This is a genomic window from Phocaeicola oris (assembly GCF_021295095.1).
In the GTDB taxonomy this organism is placed as follows: domain Bacteria; phylum Bacteroidota; class Bacteroidia; order Bacteroidales; family Bacteroidaceae; genus Phocaeicola; species Phocaeicola oris.
On sequence record NZ_JAJLQX010000014.1, the window covers coordinates 35056 to 58396 of the forward strand.

General features: G+C 40.2%; 16 protein-coding genes. 10 read left to right on the forward strand and 6 right to left on the reverse strand.

All coding sequences use genetic code 11. The features are described from left to right. The first annotated feature begins 35 nt into the window (after positions 1-35). From infB to LO761_RS08300, 7 genes are all read left to right on the forward strand, one after another. On the forward strand, positions 36-3077 hold the full coding sequence (gene infB / locus LO761_RS08270) for a translation initiation factor IF-2 (protein ID WP_272817820.1): 3042 nt from the start codon (positions 36-38) through the stop codon (positions 3075-3077). A gap of 113 nt (positions 3078-3190) precedes the next feature. Next, positions 3191-3688 (forward strand): CvpA family protein, encoded by a 498-nt coding sequence (locus LO761_RS08275; protein WP_272817821.1) that lies wholly within the window; start codon positions 3191-3193, stop codon positions 3686-3688. Positions 3689-3691: 3 nt separating this feature from the next. Then, a complete protein-coding gene (gene sufB / locus LO761_RS08280) occupies positions 3692-5134 on the forward strand; it encodes a Fe-S cluster assembly protein SufB (protein WP_272817822.1) in 1443 nt (480 codons plus the stop codon). Between the two features lie 17 nt (positions 5135-5151). Beyond that, positions 5152-5907, forward strand: a complete 756-nt coding sequence (gene sufC, locus LO761_RS08285; RefSeq protein ID WP_272817851.1) for a Fe-S cluster assembly ATPase SufC — start codon at positions 5152-5154, stop codon at positions 5905-5907. Further along, positions 5904-7250 carry a Fe-S cluster assembly protein SufD gene (gene sufD, locus LO761_RS08290; RefSeq protein WP_272817823.1) on the forward strand — a complete coding sequence of 449 codons (1347 nt, stop codon included), beginning with the start codon at positions 5904-5906 and terminating at the stop codon, positions 7248-7250. The genes sufC and sufD overlap by 4 nt, the downstream gene beginning before the upstream one ends. A gap of 6 nt (positions 7251-7256) precedes the next feature. Beyond that, positions 7257-8471, forward strand: coding sequence for an aminotransferase class V-fold PLP-dependent enzyme (locus LO761_RS08295; protein WP_272817824.1), 1215 nt, complete (start codon positions 7257-7259; stop codon positions 8469-8471). 1 nt (position 8472) lies between these two features. Next, positions 8473-9084: a ribonuclease HII gene (locus LO761_RS08300; RefSeq protein WP_272817825.1), complete on the forward strand. Its 612-nt coding sequence runs from the start codon at positions 8473-8475 to the stop codon at positions 9082-9084. 28 nt (positions 9085-9112) lie between these two features. Here LO761_RS08300 and LO761_RS08305 read toward each other — a convergent pair whose 3' ends face one another. The 4 genes from LO761_RS08305 to LO761_RS08320 form a co-directional block, all read right to left on the reverse strand. Next, on the reverse strand, positions 9113-11593 hold the full coding sequence (locus LO761_RS08305) for a heavy metal translocating P-type ATPase (protein WP_272817826.1): 2481 nt from the start codon (positions 11591-11593) through the stop codon (positions 9113-9115). Positions 11594-11736: 143 nt separating this feature from the next. Further along, the gene (locus LO761_RS08310) at positions 11737-12744 is read right to left on the reverse strand and encodes a TIM barrel protein (protein WP_272817827.1); all 1008 of its coding nucleotides are present in this window, start codon (positions 12742-12744) and stop codon (positions 11737-11739) included. Positions 12745-12835: 91 nt separating this feature from the next. Beyond that, the gene (locus LO761_RS08315) at positions 12836-14002 is read right to left on the reverse strand and encodes an acyloxyacyl hydrolase (protein WP_272817828.1); all 1167 of its coding nucleotides are present in this window, start codon (positions 14000-14002) and stop codon (positions 12836-12838) included. A 162-nt stretch (positions 14003-14164) separates the two neighbouring features. After that, positions 14165-15706: a carboxypeptidase-like regulatory domain-containing protein gene (locus LO761_RS08320; protein WP_272817829.1), complete on the reverse strand. Its 1542-nt coding sequence runs from the start codon at positions 15704-15706 to the stop codon at positions 14165-14167. A 708-nt stretch (positions 15707-16414) separates the two neighbouring features. On the opposite strand from LO761_RS08320, the gene LO761_RS08325 reads away from it, so the two are divergent. Both LO761_RS08325 and LO761_RS08330 read left to right on the forward strand, forming a co-directional pair. Continuing rightward, positions 16415-18511: a KamA family radical SAM protein gene (locus tag LO761_RS08325; RefSeq protein WP_272817830.1), complete on the forward strand. Its 2097-nt coding sequence runs from the start codon at positions 16415-16417 to the stop codon at positions 18509-18511. 59 nt (positions 18512-18570) lie between these two features. Beyond that, positions 18571-19134 (forward strand): helix-turn-helix domain-containing protein, encoded by a 564-nt coding sequence (locus LO761_RS08330; RefSeq protein ID WP_272817831.1) that lies wholly within the window; start codon positions 18571-18573, stop codon positions 19132-19134. A gap of 5 nt (positions 19135-19139) precedes the next feature. On the opposite strand, the gene LO761_RS08335 is transcribed toward LO761_RS08330, so the two are convergent. Both LO761_RS08335 and gpmI read right to left on the reverse strand, forming a co-directional pair. Further along, the gene (locus tag LO761_RS08335) at positions 19140-19721 is read right to left on the reverse strand and encodes a DUF3109 family protein (protein WP_272817832.1); all 582 of its coding nucleotides are present in this window, start codon (positions 19719-19721) and stop codon (positions 19140-19142) included. Positions 19722-19809: 88 nt separating this feature from the next. Then, a complete protein-coding gene (gene gpmI, locus LO761_RS08340; RefSeq protein WP_272817833.1) occupies positions 19810-21348 on the reverse strand; it encodes a 2,3-bisphosphoglycerate-independent phosphoglycerate mutase in 1539 nt (512 codons plus the stop codon). Positions 21349-21551: 203 nt separating this feature from the next. On the opposite strand from gpmI, the gene fucI reads away from it, so the two are divergent. Continuing rightward, on the forward strand, positions 21552-23324 hold the full coding sequence (gene fucI / locus LO761_RS08345; RefSeq protein ID WP_272817834.1) for an L-fucose isomerase: 1773 nt from the start codon (positions 21552-21554) through the stop codon (positions 23322-23324). The last annotated feature ends 17 nt before the right edge of the window (positions 23325-23341 follow it).

Consider the following 23341-nt stretch of genomic DNA (forward strand, 5'->3'; position numbering starts at 1 on the left):
TTTAAACCGGTTCAATATTAATTAAAGGAGAATATATGGCGATAAGACTGAACAAAGTAACAAGAGATTTGAATGTGGGAATATCGACGGTAGTGGAATTCTTGCAAAAGAAAGGTTATGAAATAGAAAGTAACCCTAATGCTAAAATTACCGAAGAACAGTATGATGTACTTGTGAAGGAATTCAGCAAAGACAAGAAAGAAAAGGAAGAATCGGAAAAGTTTATTCAAAAACGTCAGAATAAGGATCGAAATCGTGCTTCTGTTTCTATTGATGATGTGAATAAAAAAGATGATATAGTTGAAACAGTTATCCCTGAAGAGGTTCGTCCTAAATTCAAGTCTGTCGGTAAAATTGATTTGGATACTCTTAATAAACATAATTCTGCCCCTAAGAAAGAGAAGCAAATGGAACAGAAACAAGAGCAAATCGATAAGATACCCTCCGTAGAGGTTAAGAGTGAGACTGTAAAGGAAGAACTCCGGAAAGAGACCTTAAAAAAGCAGGAACCGAGTGAAGAGAAGTCAATTAAATCAACAGAATTAGAGAAAGCAGAGCCTGTGGTTGTGAAAGAGCTGGCATCAAAAGAGGAAGTAAAGAATGAGTCAGCAAAGGAACAAATTAAAGAAGATGTAAAAGCTGCTGAGCCAGTGAAAGAAATAACTCAACCGGTTGTTGCTCCAAAAGTTGAGACTCCGGAACAAGAAGAAGAGATAATGGAAGATGATCAGGTATTCAAAATAGGTACTCCTGAGATAAAGTCTAAATTGAATGTAGTAGGTCAGATTGACCTGGATGCATTGAATCAGTCGACTCGTCCAAAGAAAAAATCTAAGGAAGAACGTCGAAGAGAGAGAGAGGAAAAAGATCGTCAGCGCTTAGAACAGCGTAAACAAATGAAGGATGCCATTATTAAGGAAATCCGTAAAGATGATGGTAGAAGCAATAATCAGAATAGCGATAGCCAAAATGCTCAAGGCAGTGGAAAGAAAAAACGTCGTAACCGTATAAATAAAGAACGTGTGGATCTGGATGCTGCAGAGAAGATGAATACGGGGAATGTTCGTCGGGATAATAAGAATAAAGATAATCGCGATAAAGATAACCGTGATAACGGAGGTAATAAGGGCGGAAGAAGTAAAGATCGTTTTAAGAAATCCACTCGTAAACAAGAGGTTAGTGATGAGGATGTTGCTAAGCAAATAAAAGAAACTTTAGCCCGACTTACGAATAAAAACAAAAATAAAGCAGCGAAATATCGTAAAGAGAAACGCGAACAAGTTCAGGAGCACTTGAAAGAAGAGGAAAAAGCAGAGATGAAAGAAAGTAAGATACTGAAGCTAACTGAGTTTGTAACGGCAAACGAGTTGGCAAGTATGATGAATGTCTCTGTTACTCAGGTTATTAGTACTTGTATGAGCGTGGGTATAATGGTTTCTATTAATCAACGTTTGGACGCGGAAACTATTAATTTAGTTGCCGATGAGTTTGGTTATAAAACCGAATATGTAAGTAATGAAGTTGCTCAGGCTATTGTTGAAACTCCGGATGATGAAAAAGATTTGGTTCCTCGTGCGCCTATTGTAACAGTCATGGGACATGTAGATCATGGTAAGACATCATTATTGGACTATATACGTAAGTCTAATGTCATAGCCGGTGAAGCAGGAGGTATTACTCAGCATATTGGTGCTTACAATGTAAAATTGGATAATGGGCGTCATATTACATTTTTAGATACCCCGGGACATGAAGCTTTTACTGCTATGCGTGCCCGAGGCGCAAAAATCACAGATATTGCCATTATCATTGTCGCTGCTGATGATGATGTCATGCCACAGACAAAGGAGGCTATTAATCATGCGGTTGCGGCTGGTGTTCCTATTGTATTTGCTATTAATAAGATTGATAAGCCACATGCTAATCCTGAGAAGATAAAAGAGGAATTGGCAGCCATGAATTTCTTAGTGGAGGATTGGGGAGGTAAATACCAATCTCAAGATATTTCCGCAAAGAAAGGATTAGGAATAAAAGAGTTGCTTGAAAAAGTCCTTCTTGAGGCTGATATCCTTGATTTAAAGGCTAATCCGGATCGTAAGGCAACAGGGTCTATTATTGAATCTACGTTGGATAAAGGACGTGGATATGTTGCGTCGGTGTTGGTGTCAAACGGTACACTTCATGTGGGGGATATTGTTTTAGCAGGTACCTATTTCGGACGTGTTAAAGCTATGTTTAACGAACGTAATAAGAAGTTGAAAGCTGCCGGACCGTCAGAAGCTGTTCAGATCTTGGGCTTAAGTGGTGCTCCTGCTGCCGGTGATATTTTCCATGTTATGGATACGGAACAGGAAGCTCGTGAGATCTCCAATAAACGAGAACAGTTGCAACGTGAACAAGGTTTACGAACACAAAAGATGCTTACGTTAGATGAGGTGGGACGTCGTTTGGCTTTAGGTGATTTCCATGAGTTGAATATCATTGTTAAAGGTGATGTCGATGGTTCTGTTGAGGCTTTGAGTGATTCTTTAATTAAGTTGTCTACCGAGAAAATAAAAGTAAGTGTTATTCATAAGGCTGTTGGTCAGATTACAGAATCGGATGTTGCTTTAGCTGCTGCATCAAAAGCAATTATCATAGGTTTCCAAGTTCGCCCTTCCAATACGGCACAAAGAATGGCAGAACAAGAAGGAGTTGATATTCGTAAATATTCAATCATATACGATGCTATAGAAGAAGTTAAATCGGCAATGGAAGGTATGTTGGCCCCAACTCTTAAAGAACAGGATACCGCAACTCTTGAAGTCCGTGCTGTATATAATATCAGTAAAGTGGGTGCTGTAGCCGGTGCTTATGTTATCAAGGGAAAAGTAAAACGTAGTGATAAAGCTCGTATCATTCGCGATGGTATTGTTATATTTACAGGTACTATTAATGCTTTGAAACGTTTTAAGGATGATGTTAAAGAAGTAGGAGTCAACTTTGAGTGTGGTATTAGTTTGAATGGTACAAACGATATTAAGATGGGTGATACCATTGAAACTTTTGAGGAGATAGAAGTAAAACAGACATTATAGTAAAGTAATATAGAGTCGTTAGTGGAAATGTCATCCTGATCGATACGGAGTTTGCTGTTGGGCAGATTTCCACATTCGTTCAGAATGACATTTTAGCTTTTTAATTAGATAAAATGGCTACAATAGATATTGTAATTTTAGTTGTTATCGCTGTCGGTGTAGTTCAGGGATTCATGCAGGGGTTGCTTAAACAGGTGGCTTCTATCGTTGGATTTATTGCTGGTTTACTTTTGGCGAGGGCGTTATTCGGAATGGTTGGTGAACAGTTAGCCCCTTCTTTAGGAACTTCTACTACGTTTGCTCAAATACTTGCATTTATTTTAATTTGGATCATTGTCCCTGTCGGATTCTCCCTGATTGCTTTGCTGCTTACAAAGGCTATGGGGGCTATCCATTTAGGATGGTTGAATAGATGGTTAGGTAGTGGATTAGGTGCTATTAAGTTCATTTTACTTATCGGATTATTTATTCATGTATTTGAATTTATTGATACGCGAGGAGATCTTTTCCCCGAGAAGACCAAGCAGGAGTCTGTTTTTTATAATCCAATAAAACAATTGACTAATATATTCTTTCCTGCTATTAAAGGAATGGCAAAACAAATATTTTAAGTTATGCAATTAGAACCTAATAAATATGTGAAAGAACTGACGCAGGAGAAGTATAAGTATGGCTTTACTACGGATGTCCAGACAGATATCATACCTAAAGGTTTGAATGAAGATGTCATAAGACTTATTTCCGCAAAGAAAGGAGAGCCGGAATGGCTGTTGGATTTTCGTCTGAAAGCTTATAGATATTGGCTTTCTATGAAGATGCCTCATTGGGGACATGTTGATATACCTGAGATTGATTATCAAGGAATTTCTTATTATGCAGATCCGACAAAGAAAACCAAGGGACCGGAAGAAGTCGACCCTGAGCTTATTAAAACGTTTAATAAGTTAGGAATTCCACTTCATGAGCAACGGCAGTTAACGGGGATGGCAGTGGATGCTGTCATGGATTCTGTTTCTGTGAAGACTACTTTCCGACAGACATTGATGGAGAAAGGTATTATTTTCTGTTCTATAAGTGAAGCTGTTCGTGAGCATCCCGATTTGGTTCAGAAGTATCTTGGATCTGTTGTTCCTTATCGTGATAATTTCTTTGCAGCATTAAATTCTGCTGTATTTAGTGATGGATCATTTGTGTATATTCCAAAGGGTGTTCGTTGTCCGATGGAACTGTCTACTTATTTTCGTATTAATGCTGCGCAAACCGGTCAGTTTGAACGAACATTAATCGTAGCGGATGATGAGAGTTATGTTTCTTATCTGGAAGGTTGTACTGCTCCTATGCGAGATGAAAATCAATTACATGCCGCTATTGTAGAAATTGTTGTAAATGATCATGCGGAAGTGAAATATTCTACTGTGCAGAATTGGTATCCGGGCGATGTGAACGGTAATGGAGGTATTCTTAACTTGGTTACTAAACGAGGTATGTGTAAGGGTGTAAACAGTAAACTTAGTTGGACTCAGGTTGAGACGGGTTCAGCTGTTACTTGGAAATATCCAAGTTGTGTGTTAGCTGGTGATAATTCTTCGGCAGAGTTTTATTCTGTTGCAGTTACCAACAATTATCAGCAAGCTGATACCGGAACGAAGATGATTCATATTGGAAGAAATACCAGTTCTACTATTGTTAGTAAAGGTATAAGCGCAGGGAAAAGCCAGAATTCTTATCGGGGTTTGGTTCGTGTAACCGAGCATGCCGATAATGCAAGAAACTATAGTCAGTGCGATTCTTTATTACTGGGGAGTGATTGTGGCGCTCATACCTTCCCATATATGGATATACAGAACGATACGGCCGTAGTAGAACATGAGGCTACTACCAGTAAGATTAATGAAGACCAGTTGTTTTATTGTAATCAGCGGGGAATTCCTACAGAGCAGGCTGTTGGCTTAATCGTAAATGGATACGCAAAAGAAGTGATAAATAAGTTGCCTATGGAATTTGCTGTTGAGGCACAGAAACTCTTGTCTGTATCTCTTGAGGGAACGGTTGGATAAAAAGAAGAATAGATATGATGTTAGAAATAAAAGACTTGCATGCCAGCATTAACGGCAAAGAAATTTTGAAAGGAATCAACCTGACTATTAATAAAGGTGAGGTTCATGCTATTATGGGACCTAATGGATCGGGGAAAAGTACTTTGGCTTCTGTATTGGTAGGAAACCCTGCTTATGAAGTTACTAAAGGATCGGTAACTTTCTTAGGACAGGATTTACTTTCTCTTAAACCGGAAGACCGTAGCCATCTTGGTTTGTTCCTTTCATTTCAGTATCCTGTAGAGATTCCGGGTGTCAGCATGGTTAATTTCATGCGTACGGCTGTCAATGAGAAATTAAAGTATGAAGGGAAAGAACCTTTAAGTGCCAGTGCATTTCTACGTATGATGCGAGAAAAAAAAGAATTAGTTCAATTGGATAATAAGTTGGCTAATCGTGCTGTTAATGAGGGATTCTCTGGTGGAGAAAAGAAACGTAATGAAATCTTTCAGATGGCTATGTTGGACCCTAAATTAAGTATCCTTGATGAAACAGATTCCGGCTTGGATATTGATGCTTTACGAATTGTCGGTGAGGGTGTCACTAAGTTGAGAACTCCGGAAACGAGTTGTGTGGTTATTACTCATTATCAACGTTTACTTGATTATATAAAGCCTGATATCGTTCATGTATTATATAATGGCCGGATTGTAAAAACTGCAGGTCCCGAGTTAGTATTGGATTTAGAAAAACGTGGCTACGATTGGATTAAGGAAGAGTTAGGAGAATTATGAAATCGGAACAACAATATATAGATCTCTTTCTGCAAAATGAAGCATTGATTAACCAATATAGCTCTGATGTGATGAATGCTCCTCGTAAAGAAGCTTTTGACGCATTCAGGCAGCAGGGCTTTCCCTCGCGGAAAGCGGAAGAGTATAAATACACAGATGTAGAAAAACTGTTTGAACCTGATTATGGCTTGAACGTAAAGCGTGTTGAGATACCGGTCAATCCGTATGAGGTCTTTAAATGTGATGTCCCGAATATGAGTACAGCACTTTACTTCGTGGTAAACGATACGTTTTATACAAAATCCGTTCCTAAGGTACAATTGCCGGAGGGTGTAATCTTGGGGAGCTTAAAAAATATTTCTGAACAATATCCTGATCTGATAAAGAAATACTATAATAAACTGGCAGGTTCCTCAAAAGATGCTGTTTGTGAGTTAAACACATTCCTTGCTCAGGATGGCTTTGTTTTTTATGTTCCGAAGAAGGTGACAGTGGATAGAACTATTCAGTTGGTGAATACATTACGTGCCAATTTTAATTTAATGGCCAATCGTCGTATTCTTGTCATCCTTGAAGAAGGAGCAAAAGCGCGTCTTTTGGTATGCGACCATGCCATGGATCAGAGTGCTTTTCTGACTACTCAGGTTATTGAGGTCTTTGTAGGGGAGAATGCACAACTTGATTTTTATGAACTGGAAGAGACTCATAGCAAGACTGTTCGTTTTAGTAATATGTACGTTAATCAGGAGGCTAATAGTAAATTATTACTGAATGGAATGACGCTACAGAACGGACAGACAAGAAATACCACTCGTATATACTTAACTGGTGCCGGATCGGAGGTTGATCTTTGTGGAATGGCTATTGCCGATAAGAATGAGCATGTGGACAATAATACCTTGATTGATCATAAAACGACCGATTGTATTAGTAACGAGTTGTTTAAATATGTACTCGATGACCGGTCTGTAGGAGCATTCGCAGGAAAGGTTTTGGTAGAGCATGGAGCGCAACGTACGGTATCTCAGGAGACGAATAGGAACCTTTGCGTTACGAAAGAGGCTCGCATGTATGCTCAACCTATGCTTGAGATTTATGCCGATGATGTAAAATGTTCGCATGGATCTACCGTCGGGCAACTTGATGAGAGTGCATTGTTTTATATGCAACAGCGTGGAATTCCCCGCAAAGAGGCTCGCATGTTGCTGATGTTTGCTTTTGTGAATGAAGTGATTGATAAAATCTCATTGGAGGCATTGAAAGAACGTCTGCATGTTTTGGTTGAGAAGCGGTTTCGCGGTCAGTTGAATCAGTGTGATGGTTGTTCAATCTGTAAAAAGTAATTGATTATGTTTGATATCCAAAAGGTAAGAGAAGATTTCCCTATATTAAGTCGTACTGTTTATGGAAAACCTTTAGTTTATCTTGATAATGCAGCCACGACTCAGAAACCGCGCGCGGTGGTGGAGTCAATAGCAAATGAATACTATTCGGTGAATGCGAATGTGCATCGGGGAGTACATTTCCTTTCTCAACAGGCTACCGAGCATTATGAGGCAGCACGGGAAACAGTACGTAAGTTTATTAATGCACGTACTACAAATGAGATAGTATTTACTCGTGGAACAACGGAAAGTATTAATCTTTTGGCTTCCAGTTTCGTGGAAAGTCAGATGAAACCGGGGGAAGAAGTGATTGTTTCAAACATGGAACATCATAGCAATATTGTCCCTTGGCAGGTGGAAGCTGCTAAATGCGGTATTGCGATTAAGGTGATACCTATCAATGATAAAGGAGAGCTTCTTCTGGATGAATATGAAAAACTCTTCTCTCCAAAAACCAAACTTGTCAGTATCGTTCATGTGAGTAATGTATTGGGTACTATAAATCCGGTCAAGAAAATGATTCAGATAGCTCATGCCCACGGAGTTCCTGTTCTTGTCGATGGCGCTCAAAGCATTCCGCACATGAAAGTTGATGTGCAGGATTTGGATGCGGATTTCTTGGCGTTCAGCGGTCATAAGGTGTATGGTCCTACAGGTATTGGAGTCCTTTATGGAAAGGAGGACTGGCTCGACAGACTTCCTCCTTATCAGTCTGGTGGAGAGATGATTCAGAGCGTTTCTTTTGAAAAGACTGTTTTTAATGAGCTGCCATTTAAATTTGAAGCAGGTACCCCCGATTATGTTGGTTCTGTTTCTTTGGCAAGAGCATTGGATTATGTTTCAGCTCTTGGCATGGATAATATCTTTGCTCATGAAAAGGAGCTGACGAATTATGCCATGAAACGTCTGAAAGAGATAGAGGGAATGCGTATCTATGGAGAATCTGAACAAAAAAGTGGGGTGGTTTCCTTTTTGGTCGGGCAAATTCATCATTTGGACATGGGTACTTTACTCGATCAGTTGGGTATAGCAGTGCGTACCGGACATCATTGTGCTCAGCCATTGATGATTCGTTATGGCATAGAAGGGACGGTTCGTGCTTCGTTTGGGCTTTATAACACTCTTGCCGAGGTTGATGCTTTGGTTGATGGCATTAAGCGGGTAATGAAGATGTTCTGACATGCTCCTACCATATTTAAATAAGGAACTTATTGAGGCCGGTTGTGATGAAGCAGGCAGAGGGTGCCTTGCCGGATCTGTTTATGCGGCTGCAGTGATTCTTCCTAATGATTTTAAGAATGAGTTACTCAACGATTCTAAACAACTGACTGTTCATCAGCGTTATCGTTTGCGTCCTGTCATTGAGCGAGAAGCTATCGCTTGGGCGATAGGTATGGTTATTCCCGAAGAAATTGATAAAATTAATATTCTTAATGCTTCGTTTTTAGCGATGCACCGTGCTATTGATAATTTAAATGTTCGTCCGGAATATTTGCTTATTGACGGGAATAGGTTCAATCCTTATAATGGTATCCCTTATAATACAATTGTAAAAGGTGATGGGAAATACATGTCCATCGCGGCAGCTTCTGTTCTGGCAAAGACCTATCGAGATGATTATATGCTGAAACTTGACGCGGAATATCCTCAATATCATTGGAAAAAGAATAAGGGCTATCCTACTAAGGAGCATCGTGAAGCAATTAAACTGTATGGTGTGACACCTTATCATCGTATGACGTATAATTTGCTTGGTGATGGAAGTCAGTTAGAGCTCCAGTTTGAAAGATAGTAAAGTGATACGTATGAATTCATTCTCATCACTCTCGCCATTCATCTAATTGGTAATCCCCCGCCTCTTCTGTTACTACTTTCTGTAACTCGGCAAGGCTTTTCTCCTTCCCCTCTTCAAACTCCACAGTAGCTACGGGAGGTGTCAATGTGACGGTTGCCTTTACCCCTTCCATACTGTTTAACGCTTTCTCAACATGCATTCTGCAATGCTGGCACATCATGCCTTCTACTTTAAATTCTTTCTTCATAACATTATAATTAAATGATTCTGTCTTCTCTTCTTTCGGGTCTTTCTTCCCTATCTTCTTCCATTTCAGGAGCAGACTGTTCGTAACTACGCTTACACTGCTGAACGCCATGGCTGCACCTCCTATCATCGGATTTAACAAAAATCCGTTTATCGGATAGAGTACACCGGCAGCTATCGGAACAGCGATCAGATTATAGAAGAAAGCCCAAAACAAATTCTCACAAATAGTTCGTGTAGTCAACTTTGACAATGTCAGTGCTTCCGAAATCTTTGTCAAGTCGGACGAGATAATAGTCATCTTTGCCACATCCATCGCTATATCGCTGCCATTCCCCATGGCGATACTCAAATCCGACTGCGCTAAGGCTGCACTATCATTAATTCCATCGCCCACCATAGCAACACATTTCCCTTGCTGTTGCAGTTCTTTCACAAACGAAGCCTTATCCCCCGGCAACACTCCCGATCGATAATGCCGAATACCCGACTGACGAGCAACCTCCTTTGCTGTAGACTCATTATCACCTGTCAGCATAAATACGTCTATTCCTTTATCTTGCAGCATTTTAACAGCTTTGACAGAGCTTTCCTTTATCTTGTCTGAAATGCCAATGATAGCCAATACTTGTTTTTCGTCGGCAAACCAAACAACCGTCTCTGCACGCTTCATCCACTTATCAGCTTCCGAGTCAAGATGATCAAGAACAGCTATTCGAGCATCATTTAACAGACTCTTATTCCCTATATAATAAGTTATACCGTTCACACTACCTTTTGCTCCTTTACCGGTAATAGTATTGAAATCAATCACATCAACAGAAGATACATCGTTCATATACCGAACCACAGCCTCAGCCAACGGATGTTCAGAGTGTTTTTCCAAACTAACTAATGCCTGTTTCAACCGATTATTCTCCGTTACCCATCTCATATCTATCACTTCTGGCTTTCCTTCGGTAATTGTTCCGGTCTTGTCGAGTACCACCACATTCACTTTCCTCGCTACCTCCAGACTCTCCGCGTCCTTTATCAGAATACCTCGCTCCGCCCCCTTTCCTATACCAACCATGATAGCCGTCGGAGTAGCCAATCCTAAAGCACACGGACAGGCAATGATTAACACCGTAACCAAGGCCAGCATACCATGCGAGATTCCATTGGCGTGATCCAATATTACCCAAGCAATCAACGCAATGAGGGCTATAATCATAATAGCCGGAACAAACACCGCGGCAACCCTGTCCACCAACTGTTGAACAGGAGCTTTACTACCTTGTGCGTCCTGTACCATACGGATAATCTTAGCCAATAGCGTGTCTGTGCCTACTTGCTCTGCCTGAAAACGAAAGCTGCCTCTCCCGTTCAATGTTCCGGCAAACACTTTTTCTCCTTTTCCCTTCGCTACAGGAACAGGTTCACCACTCAACATGCTCTCATCAACATACGAGCTGCCCTCTGTAACAACACCGTCAACAGCAATCCGTTCCCCCGGTTTCACCCATACGATGTCATGATGTTGAATCCGTTCAATAGGAATCAAATGCTCTTCCCCATTCCTAATGACGGTAATCGTCTTCGGGCGAAGTCCCATTAATCTCTTTATGGCTGTCGCTGTATTTCCTTTTGCTCGCGCCTCCAACAAACGACCTAAGAGGATGAAACCGATAATCATACCGGCGGAATCGAAGTAAATATGTGGAGTAACGCCACGAGAGAGCCATACCTGTGGGAAAAGCAGATTGAACAAGCTGAACAGATAGGCGATGCCCGTGCTGCCGGCAACCAATGTATCCATATTGGCAGAATGATGCTTCAACTGTTTCCAAGCGTTGATAAAGAAGCTCCTTCCTAACCAAAATACAACTATCGTAGCCAACAACCACGCTATCACTCCCACCCATGTCTCATCTTTAAAAAGCAACATCAGAACAGTAATAGGAACAGCTAAAGTAAACGCACCTATGGTACGGTGTTTCTGCGATCGGTAATGTTCCTTTCGAGTGTTCTCCAGCTTGTCTATCGAATCATTCTTATCGATATACAAATCATACCCTGCTTGCAAAACTGCTGCACGAAGCACATCCGGAGAAGTTACTTTGCTATCGTAACTCACGGTTGCCATTCCATTAGCAAAGTTAACAGTGGCTTTGCATACTCCTTGCTGTTTATTCAATGTTTTGTCGACCCGTAATGCACATGAAGCACAACTCATTCCAAGTACCGGAAACGTCTTTTTTATCATCGTTGAAGTATTCATAATTCTTTTTCTCCCTTACAAAGATACAGTGTTCTGTTGATTCGAGTGTTATAGAATTATGGGTAAGATTTATAAGATTTCACCAACAAAAAAGAGGCAGGACTTCATATCCCGCCTCTATAATCGCTATATAATCGATTACCTTACTTTACGAAAGGAGCTTTGTTCAGATAATCAACACTTGCCTGCAATCTCTCAAATTGTTTACCGCTATTGATATCTTCAATTTCAATATAGAAATATTGCAATCCATTAGCATAGAACTGATTGAAGATATTCTCGAAGTTCATCATTCCTGATTGTCCTAATACCATACGATCCTTAATGTGTAACATCTTGATACGATCTTTTGCTTTCTGCAGATACTCTACAGGGTCGTTCTGTCCCATAACAGTCCAGTAAACGTCCATCTCGAAGCAAACCTTCTCCGGATCAGTATTTGCCAAGAACAGATCATAGATCTGAGTTCCCTCTCTTCTATCGAAGATAGTACCTAAGACAGCTTGTTTTCCGCCTGGAACCACGCGGGCAAACTCCATATTATGGTTATGATATCCAAATTGCATACCGGCAGCCTTTACAATGTCACCTGCAGAGTTCAGGATTTCACAGAAACTTTTTACAGCCTCTTCACTACCCAAGATAGGCATCATCGGCTCTACTACGTATTGCACGCCTAACTTAGCGTGATCTTCCGCAATCTTCTTCCAAGACTCCATGATAGCGTCTTTCATTGATGCTGAGAATATACCATCCGAACCCTTGTTCTCCTTACCGGCAACACCGGCAAAAAGCTGAGGTGGATTCACATGTGAACTGACAATTTTCAATCCGGCATCTTCTGCTTTCTGCTTAAATTCCATCATGTCTACACCACCAATCTTACTATCAGCCGGATTGTAGCCTGCCAACTCCAGATTATCAATACCCATATCCTTAATGCGCTTGAAGTTAGCTGACAAATCACCGGCATACAGTTCCGGACCTAAGGTGTAAATTTGTAAACCAAGTGCTTTATGAACATTTGAATCAGGAGCCTGAGCACCTGATTCTGCACTTTCCGATTTTGCTTTTGGAGCGCAACCGGCCAATGCACCAACTGCCCCTACAGTGAGAAGGGAAGTAGCTTTTAAAAAATCTCTTCTAATCATAGTATTTGCTTTTATAGTCAAAATTCGCCTAAAGATAGGAATTAAAATCTAATAAACGAATCTTTCCGCAAAAAAAAATAAAATAATTACTTTAAAATAAATTCCGACGAAGATTATGCAAACGTATTCCAAAACCCAACATCAGATAGTTTGGATCCTTGAAATCCTTCAGGTTATAGCCTATATGCAAGAACAGATTCCGTGTTACATCTACCTTCAACGCTAACACCTGATAGATTCCTCTCATGTCTCCTCCATGATGCAAAACATTTACACCCATTCCCACATTAATTGCAAAGTAAGGCATGACATATTCCGCCCGACCCGACACTCCTAAAGCTATCTGTTTGGAAAATACCGGACGCTTAAACTCAGGCATGGTACCTACTATATAATCGTCATAATAAAGATTTGCGCTGGCATCATACACTCCATCAAAAGAGATTCCGGCTCGAAACCGATAATCGAAATTATACATCGGAGCGAAATTAAATCCTGCCACTCCATACGCATTGGGAGCAGCTACATGTTCATCATCTACATGCATTCCTCTGCGACGCCATGATCCAAACACAATGACATCATAGCTGGTATGTTTCTCAAAAAACGGAATAGCTTGTTTCTGTCTCCACTCATCTTTTTTACTTCTTTGTATATTATATACCAATCCCAGCTTCAACGCAGAAGTATTCAGTCCAGCGTTCGGGTACTTGGTGTTTCCGTTCGAGAAATGAGAAAACGAAACTCCCGTTTGCAGGTCGAACATTGGCGATAGCCTCCAATTTAAGTATGTACTCAGATTCAGATAAGCATTCGCCTTCGAGCCTATCATTTGATTATAATCATTTGAAAACGTATCATACGGCTTCCATCCCAGCGAAATGCCGAAATTCCATTCGTAGTTCCATGATATACGGTGATTGAGCATAGCAATGCTGGCTCCATGGAAAAAGTAGATACTCACAGGATTCCCCAGCTCTTTCGGAAACCCAAACCGGCTGTATGACACTCCGATACCTTGATACCCATTCTTATAAAGTTGCCCTGAAATAGTATAAGGACGAAAAGCAAAACTATATTTCAAATGAAAGGCATGGGCAAAATTTGCCTTTTTCTGTTCATAGTTATTCCCCTTAAGGAAAGGATTCGAACGGAAAATCAATGTTGGCTGATACTCTATCCCTATACGGTGAATCACCGATGTACTATCGGTGGGGACTATATGGCAAAAGGAAGGTATTGACAAAAGAAAACTCATCAATACAATAAATATCCTCTCTCTTATATGATGTCTCTCATTTTTCACAACCACAAAGATAGCCTTAATTTCAAAAAATGAGCAAAAAAATAAAATATTTAATAAACCGAACTCCGAGAAGTGCTCGACTAAGTCCGCAATAGCCTGATTTTTCTCGCGTCTCTATTGCTTTGCAGGCTCTGCATGGACATAGACTTCCATATACGGCCATTCCTCCTGTTTTTCTTCCACCAAGACAGCACGTGTAACAGCAGTCTGCCAATAGGCTATAACTTTAACCTCAGGAGAAAGACAATGAAAGAGCTTTTTATCGACCGTGTTGACAGCTTTACCAAAGTGAAGGTTCATCAGCTTAATAAGCTTTTCTTTGGCATCTTTTACGTAGGCATCAACATCTTCTGTTCCATTAGGCATATTTAATGTTACCGTAGAATAAAGGTGTCCGTCAGCTTGCAGTAAGGGTTCATACCTGAAATTCACTCCTTTCAACAGTTGGCTATGATATACGGTATATGTCTGTTCCCGTTCCCCTACCCGATCGTTCCAATCATGCCCAAGGAAATCTTTAGGTTTGATATCGGTCAACAATGAATCGGTATAGGCTATACGACCGTTTTTATAACCATATAGATAGGTATAAAGAGGCTTATTCCCGAAAAAATAGTTTCCCCATGATAGGAGACGCTTCTCGCGTCCTTGGACTTTCGAGTACACCGTCTCTGTATCGGGATACCCTTTGGCTCCCCAAACGATTGAATCGTAATAAGCAAATGACAAAGGGAAATCCAAATGCAATGGATCTTTATCATTTTGCTTACCAATATCAGAGGCATAGAATTGCACCATTCTAAACGGAGCAGCATCCTTAGCCGATTCAGAGGTCATATACAGTCGGAAACGAGTATCGGATGATAGATACGAATTAAACAAACAAATATCGGCAGGATCACTGTTATTCGCCTTAAATCTCTCTACGGAAGAAACCGGTTCATACGCTCCGCTACCTCCGCGCAAACATTGTAGCGATATACGATTGGAATCATTGACCGCACATAGAATTTTGAAAGGTCCGCAGACTCCTTCCTGCAAAGTAACAGGCGTCATTACAGAAATATCTCCGTCACCATAACTTATCGTGTTATTGATACCATATACATCTTTCGACGACAGTAAGTTTACGCTTTGTACGGAAACATCTATCCACCGTTTCTTAGGAATATATATGTTTTTATCATAGTTTCCCGACTTAGCTAAATCCCCTGTTTGATAGGTATAATTGATCATCTCATCCGGTTCTCCTCCATTGACGTCAGACGGCATAACATAATCGGTGCTCTTTAGCTTGCTCACATCAAAGGAGAGTATATAATCTTTACGAATGGTCATATCACTCTCCTCTTGAAGAATTTCATCATCACGTTTCTCAAAACAGAATTTATACCTACCGTTTACATCGGTTGTACATTCTGCTTTATGCTTGGTCTTCAGTGGCATCGGTACAAGATAGGCAGATTCAAAATAATCAAGTGTCACCTTAACATTAGATAATGGTTGTCCGTTGGCGGTATATACTTTACCCTTTATCGTAATACTGGCTGGACTCGGACGATCTATAATATCATTTTCCTTTTTACAGCCCGAAAGAAAGAGTGTTGACAGAAAAAACGAAGTAATACTCAAACACGTAAATAGTCCTCTTTTCATTATAGTTGTTCTTATATATCAGTAAACAAAGATATATAAAAGTATCATCGAATGGTTTATCACCCGGAATCTTTAAGTTTTTTTTTGTTTGTTCGCAATTATTAAGAAAAAGAATAGAAAACTTACTTGTTATTAGCTGATTCCATTCCCCAACAGCATTCAAATAGATGCACATCGCTATGCAAAGTCATATAGTTGAATAACAAAAGAAATCAGTATCAATCGCCCAACTCATACATATAATTTAATTGTTTCACAGATGTGATTCACTTGTTTCACAGATGTGATTCACTTGTTTCACAGATGTGATTCACTTGTTTCACAGATGTGATTCACTTGTTTCACATAAGTGATTCAATTGTTTCACACAAGTGAAACAAGAAAATCTTCTGATGAATACGACAACTTATATGGTTTACTTTACTTATTCTTACAGATTGTTTCGCCATATTGGTGGTATCACCTGTTCTGATGATAATCATGATTACAAAAATAAAAATATCATTCTGGCAGATAATACTATTATAATATGAATAAAAGATTAAAAAAATCACTTTATACTCCCATAAAGGCACGTAATAAGCATAAAATAATTAAAAATAAAATAAATACGATATTGTTAAGATACATTCTTTCGCGTTTTTTACTATATTTGTTTATATGGCTACACTAAAGTAAAAGAGTTACAAATTAAAAAAGGAATAATTAATGATTGGAAAAACACTAAAACTTACCCCAAATGAAGTCAAAGGACTTTTTAAAAAAAATCTTACGAACATATTTATATTAGCAAACAAATGCGCTGATGAAGCGGAATTTAAAAAAAGACTGATACAGGAACTACACCTTAATGACCAAGAGAATCGGAATGAGGCAAAACAAAACATAAAGAGATTAATTGAATATGACGGACAGACCATTTATGAACTGCCTTCAGAAAGGCATATCCATATTCAAACCATCACCACATTATGGAATTTCCTTTCATCAAAAAGACTAAACCAAGAAATATCCGCAGACTATCTCGTAGACATTTATCAGCAATTCAGAAGACTTAAAGGAATTGAAACCAAGCCTATTACGGAGGTACAACTCAACAAATGGATGAAAAAATGGCCAACAGGACTTGATAAAGATGTCTTGGCTATCAGAGAAGCTAATAAAGAACGTATTATCTCCTTACTTATTAATAAAATAGATCACAGACATTCTACACGCTCTCGCTATATCTTTGAGCCTGAATGGACGGCAGAGGAGAAAAAGGAAAAAGTAAAAGAATGGTGGAACGATCATCGTTTCCAATTGTCAATGGCGATAAGAAGTCCTCGTGAGCTCAATGAGATGTTGAATCATTCTCTTTCTAAAGAAACTATGCATCTTTACGAACGAGCAAAAGAAAAAGGAATGCCTATATTTATCACACCTTATTATCTTTCATTATTAAACCCGACAGAGCATGGATTTGACGACACCGCTATCAGATCTTATATAATATATTCCAAAGAGTTAGTAGATGCTTTTGGCAATATTCATGCTTGGGAGAAAGAAGATGTGATAGAAACAGGAAAGCCAAATGCCGCCGGCTGGTTGCTTCCGGAAGGGCACAACATCCACAGAAGATACCCGGAAGTGGCAATTATGATACCAGACACCATGGGAAGGGGATGTGGAGGATTATGTGCTTCTTGTCAGCGTATGTACGATTTTCAAAGTAAACGTTTCAACTTCAATTTTAAAGAACTAAAAGCCAAAGAAAGTTGGGAACACAAGTTGCGACGATTGATGAAATATTTTGAGTATGATACACAGTTACAGGACATCCTCATCACCGGTGGAGACGCTTTGATGAGCAATAACAAGGAATTAAAAAACATGCTGAAAGCAGTGTTAAAGATGGCACATAATAAGCGCAAAGCTAACCTTAAAAGACCGAAAGGTGAAAAATATGCTGAGATGCACCGTGTAAGGCTTGGATCCCGGCTACCTGTTTATCTCCCCATGCGTATAGATGATGAACTCATACAACTTTTAAAAGTATTCAAACAAGAAGCAGAAAAAGAAAATATAGATCAGTTTTTTATTCAAACGCACTTCCAGACTCCACTGGAAATAACACCGGAGGCATTAACCGGAATCAAAAAGATACAATCCTCAGGATGGATCATTACGAATCAATTGGTTTTCAACGTGGCTGCCTCCCGACGTGGGCATACAGCCCAACTACGTAAAACACTCAATGAGTTAGGCATCATCTGCTACTATACCTTTACCGTAAAAGGTTTTGAGGAAAACCATGCCATCTATGCGCCCAACAGCCGTTCGCTTCAAGAAGAAATGGAAGAGAAAGCCTTCGGGAAATTAGACGCAATGACAGAAAAAGATTTTCTCAAAAGAATTCGTGCGACAAAACATAAGGAAACAGCCATCAAAGAGACATGCAAGAAGGCCAATATTCCGTTTATAGCATCCGACAGAAATGTGATGAACCTTCCGGGAATAGGCAAAAGCATGAGCTTTGTACTTGTAGGAATCTTACCTGACGGAAGACGTGTATTGGAGTTTGATCACGACCACACCAGACATCACAGTCCTATCATTGAAAAGATGAGTAAAGTGTACATTCGTGAAAACAAGTCTATATATAAATACCTGCGACAGCTCCATCAACTGGGAGAACGTGTAAACGATTATCAAACTATCTGGAACTATACTTCAGGACAAACCGAACATCGTTTTCCTCTTTACGATTATCCTAAGGCAGGCGAAGAAAGGACTCAAGAATACACTAATTTGTTTATAGAATAGACAGGCATCACCGGCATAAGAAAGAATTTTTCGTAACTTTGCCTTAAAGGAGTTATATTATGAACACGTTACATATAAAGAATATGGTATGCAATCGCTGTATCATGGTGATAAAACAGCAGTTGGAACAGTTGGGACTACATTTGGAATCGGTAGAGCTTGGGGAAGTAACTATTCAAGAAGAGGTGACTGAGGATATCCGCAATAAGGTAAAAGCAGCCATAGAGCCTTTCGGCTTTGAATTGTTGGATGATAAACGCGAACAGTTGATAGACCAAATCAAATCTGCCATTATCGACTTAGTTCATTATCATAATGAAACATTGAAAACGAACTTAAGTGATTACTTGCAAGACAAACTTCATAAGGATTACAGCACGATAAGCAAATTGTTCAGCGAAGTAACAAATACCACGATAGAGAAATATCTCATTGCTCAGAAGATAGAACGCGCGAAAGAATTGTTAGTCTATGGCGAACTGACAACAAAAGAAATTGCCGATAAATTAAATTACAGTAGCTCCGCATACTTTTCCTCACAGTTTAAAAGTGTAACAGGATTTACTCCCTCATACTTTAGAACCATAAAAGAGCATAAACGGAAGCCGCTGGATAAAGTGTAAGACAGCTAAATATAGCCTGCTTTCTTCAATTCTTCAGCAGTGAGTTCCAACTCTCTATACCACTCCGCGCCAAACTTCCTGACAAGAGGATCTTTCAAGAATTTATAGATAGGAAGATTGGCTTGTTCTCCTTTGATAACTGCTGATTTGCAGATATCCCAACGATTATAATTGATTCCCTTCACTTTACCAAAATCTTTAATCCGGATAGGGTAAAGATAACAAGAAATTGGCTTACAAAACATTATCTTTCCTGCACGGTAAGCTTTCTCTAAAGCACAAAAGCAACAGCCTTTATCATCATAACAAGTAAAGACGCAATCCTTTCCATTAACGATAGAGGTGACCATATCACCTTCCTCATCAACATACGACACTCCCTGCTTGTTTATCACTCTACGAGCTTTTAGTGACAAATCATCCCATATCTGAGGTAGCGCTTTCTCTATCTGCGTCACTTCATTAAGTTCTAATGGAGCTCCCGCATCACCTTCCACACAGCAAGCACCGTGACATTTATCCAAGTCGCACAGAAACTTCTCACGGAAAATATCCAAAGAGACGACCACATCACCTACTTGTATCATATTTACATTCATATCTCAAAAATATTCCGGACAAAGCAAAAAGATCTCTCTGCTCTACCCGGAATAGTAATAAATATCAAGTAATAGCTTATTTATCCAAAATCAAATCATGCCCGGTCATATCCTTCGGTTGCGGCATTCCCATTACATGAAGAATAGAAGGGGCAACATCGGCAAGCACTCCGCTCTCTACCTTTACGTTCTTATTGGCCGTGACATAAACAAACGGAACGGGATTCAGAGAGTGGGCTGTATTAGGAGTACCATCTTCATTGATAGCGTGATCGGCATTACCATGATCAGCGATAATGATAACCTCGTAATCATTAGCCTTGGCAGCCTCTACAGTATCTTTCACACAAGCATCGATAGCAACAACTGCTTTCTGAATAGCTTCATAAACACCCGTATGACCTACCATATCGCCATTAGCATAATTGACTACAATAAAATCGTATTTTGCAGAGTTGATAGCATCTACCAACTTATCCTTTACCTCGTAGGCACTCATCTCAGGCTTCAAATCATAAGTAGCCACCTTTGGAGAAGGAACAAGAATACGATCCTCTCCCGAGAACGGAGCTTCGCGCCCACCATTGAAGAAGAATGTAACATGTGCATACTTCTCTGTTTCAGCAATATGCAACTGCTTTTTAGTGTTATTGGAAAGATACTCTGCCAACGTATTCTGAACATCTTCCTTATTAAAGATGATATGCACACCCTGAAACGAAGCATCGTATGGAGTCATGCAATAATACTGCAAGTCAGGAATAACGTGCATCCCCTCTTCCGGCATATCTTTCTGAGTCAAAACAGAAGTGATTTCTTTTGCACGGTCGTTACGGTAGTTGAAGAAGATAACCACATCACCCGGTTTAATACGTCCATCAACATTCTTATTAACTAACGGTTCCATGAACTCATCGGTATCTTTATTCTCCTCGGTATCGCGGGCATAACAATCACGCACAGCTTGAACCATATCAACTTCCTCACGTCCCTTGCCTTCCACCAATTGATCATAGGCAATCTTCAGGCGATTCCATCGCTTATCACGATCCATAGCATAAAAACGACCGATAATAGAAGCGATATGAGCACCATTCTTCTCACAGACATCTGTGAGAGACTCAATATAAGTAACACCACTCTTAGGATCGGTATCACGACCATCCATAAAACAGTGAACGTATGTCTTTTCACCTACGCCATACTCTCCGGCTATGTCAACTAACTTAAAGAGGTGTGTCAGCGAAGAGTGAACGCCACCGGTTGAAGTCAGTCCCATGATATGCAGTCCACAACCATGTTCCTTAGCATACGAGTAAGCAGAAATGATTTCAGGATTCTTCATGATGCTGTTGTCGGCACACGCACGGTTAATCTTAACCAAATCCTGATAAACGATTCGGCCTGCGCCGATATTTAAGTGGCCAACCTCAGAGTTTCCCATTTGTCCGTCAGGAAGACCGACGCTTTCACCACAAGCAAGCAACTGAGAATGTGGATAATCTGCTAATAAACTGTCCCAATAAGGAGTTGGTGTACACCAAATAGCATCATCTTTCTTATGATCGCCAAGACCCCAACCATCAAGAATCATCAAAAGCGCTTTTTTAGCCATAATTTTATCTGTATTTAAAGTAATATCCTTCAAAGAAATTGCAAAGTTACGAAAAAGCAAACGAATATAATAGAAAAACAAGGCGTATATTAACTTAAATTTTCTTATAATTGTGTTGTATAACACTATTTCTATATTGCTCTTCCGACTTAAATTGAGTTTCTTTGCCTAACAAAAAGAAAAACAATTAATATCAAAAAGATATGAAGCATCCAAAGATTGGTATTCGTCCCACTATTGACGGTCGCCAGGGAGGAGTACGTGAGAGCCTTGAAGACAAGACGATGGCATTGGCACATGCCGTTTCCAATTTAATTTCCAAGAATTTATACTATAGAGATGGTACTCCTGTAGAATGTATCATAGCTGATGGTACTATCGGTCGTGTTGCCGAAAGTGCTGCCTGTGCCGATAAATTTGAGCATGCCGGTGTAGGCGGAACCATTACCGTTACCTCTTGTTGGTGCTACGGTTCTGAAACTATTGACATGAACCCGTACTGGCCAAAAGCCGTATGGGGATTTAATGGGACAGAACGCCCGGGAGCTGTTTATCTGGCTTGCGCTCTGGCTGCCTATGCACAGAAAGGTCTTCCTGCATACGGTATCTACGGACACAACGTTCAGGACTTAGACGATAATACCATCCCTACTGATGTGGCAGAGAAGATTCTCCGGTTCGCCAAGGCTGCCGTTGCAGTAGCAGAAATGAGAGGCGAGTCTTATCTGTCAATAGGCAGCGTGACCATGGGCATCGCCGGTTCAATGGTCGACAACGATTTCTTTCAAACTTACTTAGGCATGCGTAACGAAAACGTTGATGAGGTAGAGATACTCCGCCGAATGGATGAGGGAATCTATGATCATGACGAATACAAAAAAGCCATGACGTGGGTAGAAAAATACTGTAAGCCTAACGAAGGATGGGATAAAAACCGTCCGGAGAAGACCAAAACCCGTGAACAGAAAGAAGCGGATTGGGACTTCATCGTTAAAATGACACTCATTGTAAAGGATTTGATGCATGGTAACCCCAAACTGTTGGATATGGGATTCAAAGAAGAATCTTTGGGACACAACGCTTTGGCTGCCGGCTTCCAAGGTCAGCGTCAATGGACCGATTGGAAACCAAATGGTGACTTTACTGAAGCTATTCTGAACACTTCATTCGATTGGAATGGTCTTCGCGAAGCTTACCCGTTTGCTACAGAAAACGACTCTTTAAACTGCACAGCGATGTTACTCGCACACCTGATTACAAATCAGGCACAAATATTCAGCGATGTGCGTACTTATTGGAGTCCGAAAGCTGTTAAGCGAGTTACAGGAAAAGAACTGACCGGTATAGCTGCCAATGGGATTATCCATCTGATAAACTCAGGTGCTACCACACTGGATGGCACAGGTCAAAGCTCTGATGCTAACGGCAATCCTGTTATGAAGAAATTCTGGGAAATGACCGACGATGATGTAAAAGGTTGCCTTAAAGCTACATCATGGATGCCGGCCGACCGCGACTACTTCCGTGGTGGTGGCTTCAGCTCACATTTCCTTACCAGAGGTGAAATGCCTGCTACCATGATGCGTGTCAATATCATCAAGGGACTGGGCCCTGTACTTCAAATTGCTGAAGGTTGGATAGTCAACATCGATCCCGAAATCCATCAAATTCTTGATAAACGTACAGATCCTACATGGCCAACTACATGGTTTACTCCACGCCTGGATCCGGCAAAGGATGCTTTCAAAGATGTATACTCCGTTATGAATAACTGGGGTGCTAACCACGGAGCCATCACTTACGGGCATATTGGCGCAGATATGATCACATTAGCTTCCATGCTTCGTATCCCTGTTTGCCTACATAACGTGAAAGAGAGCGATATCTTCCGCCCTGCTGCATGGAACGCATTTGGCATGGACAAGGAAGGTCAGGATTATCGTGCATGTGCCAACTACGGACCAATTTATAAATAACCTGTAGAAACATACCA